Origin of the sequence: Clostridium sp. MCC353 (assembly GCF_018785315.1) — a bacterium.
Taxonomy (GTDB): Bacteria; Bacillota; Clostridia; order Lachnospirales; family Lachnospiraceae; genus CHH4-2.
On the sequence record NZ_WQPN01000021.1, the window covers coordinates 36,899 to 50,101 of the forward strand.

Genomic DNA, 13,203 nt, shown 5'->3' on the forward strand with positions numbered 1-13,203 from the left:
AACAATCATTATAATTCGACAATGTTCGACGGTCAGATTGGAACAGCTTCGATTTTACCTGGAATTTAAACGCTTTTTCAGGCCTGATCTGTATAACTTTTAACGCCCGGCAGTTCCATTTTCCGCTTCATTTCTTCACCAGACGGTATGATCCGGTATGATATTTTTGCATTTTCCTGATCCTCTAAAAGGTGGATCAGGATTGATACAATACGCTCAAGATCCATTTTTATGCCTCCTCTGGTAAAGTGTATGTGCTGCAGGTTGTACTTGTTTCCATTTATTCGTGCTGCAAACCGGCGCTCTTATTAAGTGGCTGGACATTGATGGAAAGAACTGTCTCTTTGATTCCAATGGTTTCAGCACTAATCCCAACGGTGACAGCAGTTTTGATGCTGACTGCCAGTCAATAATAGATCAGGAAAAACTTCGAAGCTCAAAAACGGCTTTCAGATCAAACTCAGTCAACAAACGATGGCTATGAAGGATCGATCGTTTATCACCATGGCGGATCGCCGCAGCCGCTTCAAAACCGCTTTGGACTCGCTGATATGGATATTAATTAATATCTCACCGGAAGTTACATTTTAACCAGACATCATTACCGGAGTGTGTCAGAATGCCGCTTTCTGACACACTCTGAATTCATATCAGTCCTTCAGCATCCTCACAGGATGCATTTTTTATGCCCGTTTTTACATACAATCAATAAGGGGGTTTGATAGAATGAATGCAAACAAACGATGTGCCATTTACATACGGGTCAGCACAGAAGAACAGCATTTAAACGGCTTGTCGCTTCCTGCACAGCGTCTGGCCCTTGAAGAATACGCTCAAAAACACGGTTATGAGATCGCCGGCATCTATGCGGACGAAGGTATTTCCGCCAGAAAAAGCATGACCCGCCGGAAAGAGCTTCTGCGGCTTTTAGAGGACATTAAACAGGATAAAATTGACATGGTTCTTGTGACTAAATTAGACCGGTGGTTCCGCAATATTAAGGATTACAACATAACGGAAGAAATCCTGAAGGCCCACAACTGCCACTGGAAAACCATTTTTGAAAATTACGATTCATCCACTGCCAACGGCCAAATGGTCATCAATATCATGCTGTCCGTCAACCAGGCAGAATGCGACCGGACTTCCGAACGGATCAAAGCCGTGTTTGACTACAAACGTTCCAAAGGAATGTGTGTCACCGGAATGTGCGCCCCTTACGGATATATCATTGAAAACGGGTATATAAAAAAGGATCCGGCCGTCAGACATATTGTAGAAGATGCCATAAACCATTACTTCGCCTGCTTTTCCATCCGCTCTACCGTCCAATTTATTACAGATAAATACGGGGACGAGGCACCAAGCCGCTGCAAAATAGATAAAATATTCCACAATCCTAAATATGCAGGGATCAATAATGAAGGCGTCCCTTACTGTGAACCATATTTAACGCCGGAGCAATCCAATACTCTCTTAAAGTCCAGACAGGCAAAGACCTACACCTCCAGCGGCCATATTTATCTTTTCAGTTCCCTGATCACCTGCCCCATATGCGGCTGCAAATTTTCCGGCCGTCAGAGAAAGCGCACACGTTCAGACGGATCCGTCTATTGCGACACCCGTTACAACTGTATGGGAAAATTTAAATATCACCCCGGAGCCTCCCTCAGGGAATGTTCAATCGAATCATATCTGCTGGACAATATCAACGGAACCGTTCAGCCCGCATTGATCGAATACGATCTTTCCCCACAGCCTCATTCAAAGCCGGTTAAATCTGCGCGTTCTTTAAACGATGAGCTGGACCGTCTCAATACCATGTATCAAAAAGGGCGTATCTCTGAAACATACTACGAATCCGAATATAAAAAGCTCTCATCGGCAATTTCGGGTCTGAACAGCCCCAGTCCTGAACTCAAACAAAAGAAGATGTCCGCCATTTCACAAAAATTTCAAGGGGATTGGAAAGAACTCTATCTGAAACTCGATAACACACATAAAAGAGCTTTCTGGAAACAGATAATAGAAGAGATAAACGTGGATCCTGGTACGCGGCAGATCAGCAGCGTTACATTCACCTTATAAGGGCAGTATTTAACCTAATACGGTTGAATTCGAACCCTTTGCCACAGGCCTGGAACTGGAAGGCAGCGGCTATGTAGTCGCCTCCCTGGGGACTGATTCCGGCTATGTACCTTATACCGCGTACAGCGCTAAAAAAAGCTATATGGAGAAGAATCCTGAGACTGTTCAAAAGTTTACGAATGCAATCCAAATGGGGCTGAACAAATGACACTAAAATGGCATCAGCTATTCAGCCGATGCCAATCATTTACTCATATTAACCTTATACACCTGCTTTTTCAAATGCCAACGCATGAACAATTCTATCTTAGAGAAATCAGAAGAGAAACATTCAGATACATCCAACAGGAATAAACCTGTTTTTCCCGTCAATGGGCACAATCATAGGAGTCATGCAGATAACCGCGCCTTCCCCAACATCCAGTCCCATATCTTCCAAAACTCCAAAATGTTTAACAGCACTTTTTCCTGGATTCGCGCTCTTTTTAATCTCCACCGGATAAGCTTTTCCATTCTCCAGTATAATCAGGTCAATCTCTTTATTATTATTGTCCCTGTAATAACACAGGCGGTTTCTCGTATCCATTCCCGCATTGGCATAGCTTTTAACAATTTCAGATATTACATATGTTTCAAACATGGCTCCGGCCATAGCGGACAACTCCAGGGCTCTGGGATTGTTCCAAAGGCTTAGATAGCAGGCCAGACCCGTATCCATAAAATAAAGTTTGGGCCGCTTTACAATCCGTTTGATTGTATTGTTAAAATATGGCGGAAGAAGATAGATCAGCCCGGAAGACTGGAGAAGAGACAACCAGTTTTCCGCCGTCTTTCCATCAATCTCCGTATCCCTGGACAGATCTGCCAGAACTACTTCCTGACCGGTACGGGCTGCCACACATGCAATAAATCTCAAAAATCTGGATTCATCTTTTATCTTTACCAGATCCCGGATATCCCGTTCTAAATACGTCTGCATATAAGAACCGTAATATTCTTCAATCGGCATCCCTTCATTTACCTTAACCGCCGGCATACTGCCCCGATAAATGCATTCAAAAATCTCTGAAACAGTTCGGTTACCTCCCTGCATTTTTACATTGGAAGGCAGGAACGCCTCATTTTCCCTTCCTTCCAGCTCCGATTGGCTAAGTGAATGAAGCGTCATAATTCCAACCCGGCCAGCCAGGGATTCACTTACATTTTTCATCATATGAAACATCTGGGAGCCGATTAGAAAATACTGTCCCTTTTCAGGATTCTCATCTACCCTGATTTTTATATACGGCAGCAGCTCCGGCGCATACTGTATTTCATCAATAATTACAGGAGGAGTATACTGCTGTAAAAAAAGTTCCGGATCTTCCTTGGCAAGCGCCCTGATCTGTGGGTAATCCAAAGTAACATAACCCACCTGTCGTGTCCACCTTCTGGCAAGCTCCTTTAACATAGTTGTTTTTCCAACCTGCCTGGGACCACATATCAAGAGTACAGGGAAAAAGTCCGCTAATTTTTCAATCCGTTCTTCCATTGCGCGTTGAATATACATATGGAACCTCCTCTCTTATATCCCCGTTCATTATTCTATCTCTATTATAGAATGATTATCGGATATAGCCAAAGTTTTTATACAAAACAAGAATTGTTTTCCGTTTTTGTATGTTTTAATTCTTCGGCAGGCCTGACTGTTAAGATATTCCGCATCAAATGTAAATATTAACTTCAAGATCCTCCCACTTGTGCTTCAGAACCCGTTTGCCGCTCATTGTCCGGTATCTTACCGCGTCATCATACGTCAGCCGGATGGACTTTAGCTTTGTGCATTTCACCCGCTCCTCTCTCTTTGGATTTGAGCTTTCAAATACCTTGTATTTAATTACCTTTTCTTCGGAACCCACATCGCCAAAGCTATCATTTCCCATGCTTAAGTAGATATCAAACTCATTATCAGAAATATGTACCAGTCTCCATACAAAGCCATCCACGATATCGCGGTTTAGCTTTGGCTGGGATAAATCCAGGATTTTCTCCAAAGCCTGTTTCATGCTGCTGATTTTCTTATTGTAATCAGCAGAAGCAATCTGGCTCGTTTCCACTTCCGCAATCGAAACATTCAGCTTATTGATCTGGGTTTCGTACTCATTTCTCTTGACAGCATACTCCTCTTTGGTGATCTCCCCATCGGCCCTCATATCCAGCAGGCCCCGTTTCCTCCTTTCCAGCTTTTCTATTTTGTCCTTAATCGCACTGATCTCCAACTGACTCAGCGTAGTTTCTTCTCTATAGCATTCTTCGATTATTTTTAATGCCTGACTCATATCGGTTTTGCTGCTTCCCCATACATCGTTGATTACATGCCAGGCGATCATATCAAGTTTCCATTCCAGAATGGTTCTCAAGGAACAGGAATCCACAGTCTCGCCGCCCATGCTTTTCTTCTTTATTCCCTGGGTATGCTGCGAATGACAGATGAAAATATATTCATTTCCGCTGGCAATTCTCCGCACCGTACCGCAGCCGCAGCCACAAAGATATTTTCCGCACCAGACGCTCCTGCTCTCCTTTTTCCCTTTGCTGTTCATCTTATTATAACGCTGTTCCCGAAGGCGTTCGACTTCCTCAAAAGCCTCCTTGGAGATGATCGGCTCATAATCTCCCTGGATATATTCGACCTGATCCGGGCTGTTTTTAACCCGGTTCTGAGTCAGATAGCCATCAGAAATCTTCCCCAGCTGCCGCTGCCTGCCTGTATAAAAAGGATTTTTTAAAATATCATCAATCACTTGAAACTGCCACTTGCTTTTACCCGTAGCCGTCTTATATCCATGCTCCTCCAGCTTTCGCTTGATTGTCCTGATTCCATCTCCGCTTAAATACCACTTGAAAATTTTTTTGACAATGATCGCCTGCTCCGTATCGATCTCATACTGGTTTCTTCCCACTCGCCGGTACCCCAGGATGTTGCCGGTTCCCCTGAGCACTCCCTTCTGTCTGGAAATCCTCTGGCCCGCCCGCACATTCTCAGAGGTTTTACGGCTTTCCTCCTGGGCGATTGTTGCCATAATACTGAGGCGAAGTTCGCCGTCATTGTCCGATATGGTCCAAATCCCGTCATTGACAAAATAGATCTCAATACCGTGCTGCTTCAATAGCCGTACATAGGACAAGGCATCCACCGTATTTCTGGCAAACCGTTTGGTTTCCCTCGTTACAATCAGATCATACTTGTGAAACTTGATTCCGTCATCCAGCATCTGCTGGAATCCTTTTCTTTTTCTGACGCTGGTTCCTGTTACTCCGGCATCTTCATATTCCCCCACAACGGTCCACTCCGGATGAAGCGCCAGCAGCTGGTTGTACCAGACCATCTGATTGTCGAAAGCAGATAGCTGTTCATCGCTCTGGGTGCTTACCCTGCCGTAAAAAACTACTCTCCTTTTTTCCATCGCCGGTCTCCTTGAAGAAAGCCCGGCTTATAACAGCCAGGCCCTCTGATCTTAAAATCCATATTTTTTCTTAATTTCACGATACGTTTCGAAGTTTATTACGCCGCTTTTATACGCCGCCCGAATGGCCAGGATCACACCAGTGCTTAACTGCATATTCCTCACCGCCAATTCTGCCTTTTACTATATGTATACGGATCAACATCTTGTCTTACACCTTTTTCTTATGAATAAAATATATCTTCGGTTTATCAGATCTTAATTTTAAGTGCGCCAAATATTCCCTCTGTCTGGCGCCAAGCCTTATAGCACTGCTTAAAACATTCGATTGATGTTATCACATCCAGCATTTCTTCCGCTTTCCCATCCGTATACATTAATGGACTAAACAGCGGATGTCATGACTCTTTTCCTTTATATCATTTCTATACTCTGGAAAAATGTTTTCATCACTGAATAAGCGGTGCATATCAAAAACAATAATAGAACCCGCTCCATTAACTGCAATATTTCGAATGATTTTCTGTCCGGCTACCGATTTTCCAGCTCCTGATCTTCCGGATATTGCAATATGGGGATTACTGGATTTATCCATATCCAGCATAACTTTTCCATCTGCATGGATGCCTATTTCAATCAAATTACACATCACTTCTCCTCCTACTCTCCGGTGTCTTTCACGATTTGTACCTCCTAATTTGAATAAGTTTTCTCAGGTCTGTATCCACATTTAGATTACAAAATGGTTAAAATCCTCAAGAATCTAAAAATATTTTTTTAGAAAGCACTTGCTCATTTGAAAGCGCAAAAAAGAGGGGCAATTTTTTCCCCTCAAAAACTCCATTGCCCATTTAATGCTGCTATAACACAATAAGCATTTTTATTCATACACTGTTCCTCTGTCTCCAGCATATATTCACTATAATCCTATTAATAACAAGGGATAATTTTTCTAAAAAGAAATCCATTATTATATCATCTGATTTAAAGTATTTTTTTATATAACGATAACAGGGCTGAATTGCTTCTAGCACATAATGCTAAGTATACACAAGTAAATAATTCCGGATCAAAAACATTTTTGAAAAACCATATGTCCGCTTGAGACATTGTGTTTGCCGTCATATCTTCAATCCTTTTTCTTAAAATCTTATAATTTATTCCTTTCTCTTTTTCACCGTAATATCCATGGCGGTTTTATGAATACTCCGAATAAATTCCCCTTGAAAAAATTCAGATTTTCCGCGCTTCACTGCATTTTTCCCTTCACCATTTGAAAATCATGTGGGTTTCAGCCCTTTTATCTACTTGCCATAAGGAAACCTGCTCCCCACCGTATAAACAGAAATTGTCTCCAACAATTCCCCACATCCTCCCTTAGACGGTATGGCCCGGTTATACCCCAACACTAACTTTCTCCCAGCCGAAACCTGATACAGGCGGTTTAACTCTGTAAACGCAAACGTCTCTGTAAGTATCCCTTCAGCAAAATGCATTCCCGGCGACAGTAAAGATTCATAAATGCATCCTGATTCATTTGATAATGGCTGTACGCAAACTTTTATTGAATTATCCTTTCCATTATATGCTAATCACTTTATGCGCTATTTCACACCGTTTCTTATGATGAGCCACGCCCACGCACAACACTTCTCCCGATAGTCCCGAATAATACTTCTGCTCCAGAATCTGCTGCAATGCCTGTTCTTTTAGGTGTTCAATATCCTCTCCCTGCTTAAATTCCAGAATTACATTGGTATCTTTGGGGGACAATGCATGCAGTGTAATATCGCTTCTTCCATAACCGGCTTCCAGATTGCTTGTCACCTTATAGGAACCTCGCAGTGTGATACACATACCAAGGAACAGCATATGATACGCATTCTCCTTGGCATCCATATAACTGGTACAGGATATAACGATATCTTGATATATGGCAAGAAACTTATTCATATCCTTATCCATCAGATATTGAAACATTTGCAGTAAATCCAGTCTGTCCATACCGGACAACTCGGTAATCAATGTCTGAAATTCAGATAGAACCTCTCCATTCGGAATTTTAACTATGCAGCTTTCGGCATCAATCCATTTCGTAACCGTCAAGTATCCGGCGTTAACCAATAATCCCCATAAACTATATAGGCTGCCACGTTCCGCAAATGAGGTGTCCAAGGTGGCAAAAACCATTTCTTCCTGTCCTGCCGCCAATTTGTCAAAGGTCTTCCAAAAGTTTTTATCCGCAGATTTAAGTGCAGTTTTTATCAGGAAATTGGCGGAGGTCTTCAGCCAGTAATTTTCCAAACGGCCTTTTTTAGCATAGCAGATAATCGACCATGGATTATACATATCCATGCCGCCAATCTGATAGCCGTCATACATTTGGCGCACTTTATCGTCTAACTCAAGTCCATACGCCTCTAACAATGTCTGCGTTTCTTCTTCATTTAAACCGAAGTATGGAGCATATTCTTTATCAACTACTGTATAGACTTGCGGATTATTAAACTGGGAAAAAATGCTTTCCTTAGCTACACGTTGAACTCCTGTCATTAACGCCTGATCCAGATTCGGATTCCCCTTCATAGCACTGCCATAAAGATTAGAGAAAAACACGCCCACCTCATCGTGATAATCATATTCATAACTACTCATAATCGGCTGGTCATACTCATCAATTAAAAGAATTGGCGCAACACCATAGCCATCCTTAACAAATTGTGTCAACAGTTGTATCGAAAAAGAATATTGCCCATAACTCGCCTGGGGATTTCTCAGAACATCTATCATCTCATAAAAATCCTGTGTTTCAAAGGAACTCTTATCTATCTTATCTCTCAACAGCTTCTCGTATCGTAAATATTCCTGATACAGATTCCGTTTTACAAGAATCATCAGCTCATCAGCAGTTGCGCCTTTGCAGTCTTTGAAGGTGAAATAAATAACCGGGCGGGAATTGATCTGCTCCGCATACTCTGTCTTCATAATCGCCAGACCTTCAAAAAGTTCCCGGCTGTCCTTTGTAAGGTCGAAAAACTCACGAAGCATCGTCATGTTGAGCGTCTTCCCGAACCGCCTGGGCCTAGCCACCAGAGCCACCTTATCATTCATATCCAGAAACTCTTTTATCATCAGTGTTTTATCAACGTAATAGCAGTTATCTCTTCTTATCTCTGCGAAATCATCATTTCCGATGGGTAAGTTTTTTCTTCCTTCCATACTCTCAACCCTCTTTCCTATTTCTCTGCCTGTCACCATCATATCATATTTCAAAACGGCTTTCCACAGATATCGTTTTGTAGTTCTCCACAAAGGTATGCTCACTTTGTGGACATCATTTTTATTCTACTCCGCGACAATCATTCGATCCTCCGAACGTTTATAAATAATCTTATTTTTGACCGTCTCGTAGTCCAGTAATCCGCCAAGGCTGCTGTACAGTTGCTCCGCTTCCTGCCGGCAATCCTGATAGACGGCTGCAATTAGTTTAACCATTTCCTCCAGATTTCTGCAGCCGCCACCGCAGCCAGACTTTGCCGGAATGGTGAGATCAAAGCCTTTAAGCCCGGACGTGAATGGCGTATTACCCGACTTGCTCTGGAAAATTATATCTTTACTGCAAGCTGCTATTCGCCTTAAAATGAGTCAATATCCGCAGAAAAAAATGCTCCAGACTGCCAAGCGCCTGGGGCATGATTTGGTTATTCATCTTTTCCTAAGATTTCAAAGATACAAGAAATTGCTTGCAGAATAACCGTGAGAATCTGATGATACATAGATTATTCACCTCCTGAAAATATTCTTACGGTTATAATATCTGATTGAAATTTTTAAAACTTCCGGATTTATTTGTTTTCCCTGATCTAATTACCAAGCAAACTGTTTAATATTTTAATATTATTTTTTTCAATCTCATTCAGAACACCTTCGTCAAATGCCTCCGGTTCTATGGTTCCATTATACCAAGGCTGGGAATCAAAGTACCCCTGCAGTTCGGAATCCTTAAACCTTCTTCCATGCCTGGCATAAATCTCATTTTTTGCAAGGCGCAGGTCTTCACTGGACATATTTTCTGCCAAACTCCCCATCTCAGCAATGGATTGAATATCACTGTATGGAATAATATAGTTACCCTCATAAGTATCCCCTACATCTCCATGATCTTTTATGTTGGCCGTCGGAGACAATTCTTCTGTTTTTCGGTAAATGCCGTTAAACCCTGGAAAATACAAGCCATATAAACCGGAATTGGCATCATTCTGAATCTCTATGGTATCTATGCCATTATGATAGAAATCAATTACATTTCCGTCTGTGTCCACAGCCGTATAATTATTATCGGCTGTAGAAACCACATCGCCGGAAAATTCTCCCGCACCCCTTCCATCCTTTGAAACTCCCGACAAATAAATATATTCCGTTCCCTTTTCCTGGTTCCAGCCAATCTCTGCAGCAGCATCCATGTATTCATCATGGTACTCGTAGATACCGTAAACCATTCCGGGTTGAACGGTTCCATCACTTTCCTGGGCTATATTACCAATTACCGGCTCTGTTTCTGGCTCTGTTTCTGGCTCTGCTTTCCCATAAAATTCTTTAGATTCTGTTTCAGCCGCTTTCCGGCTTTCTTCCATTTCTTCCTCTTCCCGCATTTCGTCCGCCTCAGATTCGCCCGGATCGTTCTCCGTATTCTCTGATAGTCCTCCATGACTGCTGCCATACTCATCAAATGCTTTAGATACAACACCCAGAATTACAAGCTGATTCTGAGGAATATCATTCAGTCCCAGGTAAGCAATTTCAAATGTATCATCATCCTTAGATAAGATAAACTGGAAAACAGCTTCAACCTCCGTATCCTGGAACATACATCTCCCCAAAAATTCCACAACATCATCTCCGGCCTCAGATTTAAAATACCTCCACCTCGGTTTTTTAAAGAAATTCTCAAACGCTTCTCCATATGTAATTTGGGGATATGCAATCGGTGAACCCTGTTTAACAGAATCAATGTATTTTTTATCGCCGCCGTTCACTGCCAATCCTAATACGGTTATAAGCGCCAACACCCCAATCACAACTGACTGTATGATTCTCTTCTTCACCGGTTTAACGGGCGGAAAGAATCCTTGTGCTGCACAGCTGGTTCTCTGGGCGGTATGTTCCGCTCCCGCTTCTGCAGCAGATCCGGCGTTTTGTACATGATACGCTACGATGGACATGATTGCTACCGTGTTCAGATAGCTGGTAATATAGCGGTGATCGAACAAGAAAAATCCCGGATTTTGGCTCCAAGGCAGAGAAAAGGTGCCATTTTCATTATAAACAACTTTAATCCGAATATTCTTGTAGATCACAGAGGGCATTCCCTCCAAAGAATCAACACGAAGTCCATAGGGTGTCAAAACAGCAGCCAAATGGCCAAGAAGCTCTTCTCCAGGCATCTGTTTGTCCATATGAAATTGCCGGGTCCGCAGTTTTCTCCACTTTGCCAAAGCAATATTCGCCTTGATAATCCACCACAAAAACAGCCCCAAAAGGGCCATGAGCGCAGCTCCGTCCACTCCGGAGCGGATAAAGCCAACTGCCAGGCCGATTACACCCAGGATATAATACCCCTTATCAAGCGGCTCCATGGCATTTTCGAATGGAGCTTCTGTTTTCATTAAAATTCCTTTTACGTCATAGTTATTCATTACTCATAATCTCCTTCCTCTGTTTACTTTTACATTGACTCATCAAGCGGCTCTACCAAGCTGACCAGACGCCCTCCCGGTATCCCATCCTGATCGGAAAGCCAGTGAATATCTGTTTCCTTCAAAAGAAGTGCTTTCCGGGCAGCGTCATTCTGGGATTTTGCGCTGACAACTGCTTTTCCAAAGCGCAGCAATGTAATCCTGTAACATTTCTCCTCCGGTTTCATTTCTTTGTGCGTTTCCATTTCTTCATCCTCCTTCTGATTCCAGCATAATTGTTTCGGATGACAGCAGATGTCTCTTGCCGGTTTTTGGGCAAAAAAAATCAGCCATAATGGCTGAAATCTTTCTGGTGTCATTCACTATTATATTATTTTTCTGAAAAAGAGGACTTTTCACTTATATTCACGCTACAGCTTATGAATGATTGACGCAATGGCTTTCATGACGGTTAAATACTTTGTAAAATATTCCCGCTCAACGGTTCTCTGCACTTCCTTTAAAAATTCATCGGCCTCAGTCCATTCACCGGCTGCATCACCGAATAATAACTCATCCGTAGAAATATTCAATCCCTTTGCAACCTTAATCAGCGTTTCCACGCTCATCTTCTTATCACCACGTTCAATGTTACCATAGTATGAAGTGGTGATATCACATCTCTCGGAGGCTTCTTCCTGGGTTAGCTTCTGCATGAGCCGGGCCGTCCGGATTCTTGCCCCAATCTCTGCATAATCAACATTTCTCATTATGAACCCCCTCTCTCATTTCAATTTTACAGATAATACAGGTCATTTGAATATTCTAATAGCATTATTTTAGATTGCCTTTAAGCATTAATAATTGTATAATAGTTACAGTACTATTATGACTATTTATCTGCGATGACATGCGCTGTCATTGCCAATTGATATAATAGTTTTAAAAAAGAGGGGGTGACAATGTGGAGGGAGTAAAAGAATCCGCCCGTAAACATGACCGCGTGCTGGAAATTTACAGCCGGCTGTTATCCGGCGAAATCATACGCAAGCAGGAACTGGCAGATGAATATGGAGTTAATCCACGATCAATTCAACGCGATATTGATTCCATCCGTGATTTTTATGCAAATCGAATGGACCGCCACGGGGAACTGACGGAAATCCAATATGACCGTATCGCCAAGGGATTTCGCATTGTAAGTGCAAAAACAATTACACTTACCAATGCAGAATTATTTACTGTTGCAAAGGTCATTCTGGAAAGCCGTTCTCTCTGTAAGGAAGAAATGGAAAAAATCATAACCGATTTAATCGGGGCATGCCTTCCAACAGAGGAACGGAAAAAAATGTATGAGCTTCTGCAAAATGAAATATTCCATTATGTGGAACCGCGGCATGGCAAAGCATTAATTAATTCGATTTGGGAACTCGGCGCCGCTGTATATCAGCACCGGATGATTCAGATGGAATACCAGAAAGTATCCGGTGAAGTCAGTAAAGTCAATATTAAACCGGTAGGCATCATGGGATCAGAATATTACTTCTACTTGATTGCTTATATCGGAGATAAAGACAAGGAATATCCGGGATACCCCACGGTTTACCGGATTGATCGTATCAAAAAATATCGGATTACGGATGAACGATTTCATGTTCCTTATAAGGATCGGTTTGAGGAGGGGGAGTTTCGGAAGAGAATACCATTTATGTTTACCGGGAAGCTGCATAAAGCCAGTTTTATTTATAAGGGGGCTGATATTAATGCGGTATTGGACAGACTGCCAACCGCTATGGCTGAAAGACAGGAGGGCGGCAGTTATCTTGTTACTGTGGAAGTGTATGGTAATCAGGGACTTAACTTTTGGTTGAAAGGACAAGGCGAAAACATAGAAATCAATGGGAATAAAGAAAAGGTGGTGTCGATATGACTTTTCATAAGCCAAATAACTATACATTGCCAGTTAGCCTAGCAGAAACTATCCTCAAATTAAT

At 42.2% G+C, this 13,203-nt stretch carries 11 protein-coding genes and 1 pseudogene; 3 read left to right on the forward strand and 9 right to left on the reverse strand.

The features are described from left to right. Window positions 1–77 precede the first annotated feature (77 nt). Entirely contained in the window at window positions 78–227 is a 150-nt protein-coding gene (locus GPL15_RS05260) for a hypothetical protein (protein WP_215696681.1), read from the reverse strand. Between the two features lie 499 nt (window positions 228–726). Between GPL15_RS05260 and GPL15_RS05265 the strand changes: the two genes are divergently transcribed. Both GPL15_RS05265 and GPL15_RS27280 read left to right on the forward strand, forming a co-directional pair. Continuing rightward, a complete protein-coding gene (locus GPL15_RS05265) occupies window positions 727–2,088 on the forward strand; it encodes a recombinase family protein (protein WP_215696683.1) in 1,362 nt (453 codons plus the stop codon). A 19-nt stretch (window positions 2,089–2,107) separates the two neighbouring features. Next, window positions 2,108–2,290, forward strand: a pseudogene (locus tag GPL15_RS27280) (ABC transporter substrate-binding protein); the annotation flags it as partial. Window positions 2,291–2,419: 129 nt separating this feature from the next. Here the strand turns inward: GPL15_RS27280 and GPL15_RS05270 are convergent. The 8 genes from GPL15_RS05270 to GPL15_RS05310 form a co-directional block, all read right to left on the reverse strand. Further along, window positions 2,420–3,637, reverse strand: a complete 1,218-nt coding sequence (locus GPL15_RS05270) for an ATP-binding protein (protein WP_215696686.1) — start codon at window positions 3,635–3,637, stop codon at window positions 2,420–2,422. 154 nt (window positions 3,638–3,791) lie between these two features. Further along, window positions 3,792–5,534, reverse strand: a complete 1,743-nt coding sequence (locus tag GPL15_RS05275; RefSeq protein ID WP_215696687.1) for a recombinase family protein — start codon at window positions 5,532–5,534, stop codon at window positions 3,792–3,794. A 376-nt stretch (window positions 5,535–5,910) separates the two neighbouring features. After that, on the reverse strand, window positions 5,911–6,183 hold the full coding sequence (locus tag GPL15_RS05280) for a DUF87 domain-containing protein (RefSeq protein ID WP_215696689.1): 273 nt from the start codon (window positions 6,181–6,183) through the stop codon (window positions 5,911–5,913). A gap of 932 nt (window positions 6,184–7,115) precedes the next feature. Continuing rightward, window positions 7,116–8,753, reverse strand: coding sequence for an AAA family ATPase (locus GPL15_RS05285; protein WP_215696691.1), 1,638 nt, complete (start codon window positions 8,751–8,753; stop codon window positions 7,116–7,118). 126 nt (window positions 8,754–8,879) lie between these two features. Then, window positions 8,880–9,029, reverse strand: a complete 150-nt coding sequence (locus GPL15_RS05290; RefSeq protein ID WP_215696693.1) for a hypothetical protein — start codon at window positions 9,027–9,029, stop codon at window positions 8,880–8,882. A gap of 368 nt (window positions 9,030–9,397) precedes the next feature. Next, on the reverse strand, window positions 9,398–11,230 hold the full coding sequence (locus tag GPL15_RS05300) for a YARHG domain-containing protein (protein ID WP_215696695.1): 1,833 nt from the start codon (window positions 11,228–11,230) through the stop codon (window positions 9,398–9,400). Window positions 11,231–11,259: 29 nt separating this feature from the next. Then, entirely contained in the window at window positions 11,260–11,475 is a 216-nt protein-coding gene (locus tag GPL15_RS05305; RefSeq protein ID WP_215696697.1) for a hypothetical protein, read from the reverse strand. A 165-nt stretch (window positions 11,476–11,640) separates the two neighbouring features. Continuing rightward, window positions 11,641–11,979, reverse strand: a complete 339-nt coding sequence (locus GPL15_RS05310) for a helix-turn-helix transcriptional regulator (protein WP_215696699.1) — start codon at window positions 11,977–11,979, stop codon at window positions 11,641–11,643. A gap of 194 nt (window positions 11,980–12,173) precedes the next feature. Between GPL15_RS05310 and GPL15_RS05315 the strand changes: the two genes are divergently transcribed. Continuing rightward, complete coding sequence (locus GPL15_RS05315; RefSeq protein WP_215696701.1) at window positions 12,174–13,139, forward strand: WYL domain-containing protein; 966 nt, start codon at window positions 12,174–12,176, stop codon at window positions 13,137–13,139. Window positions 13,140–13,203 lie beyond the last annotated feature (64 nt).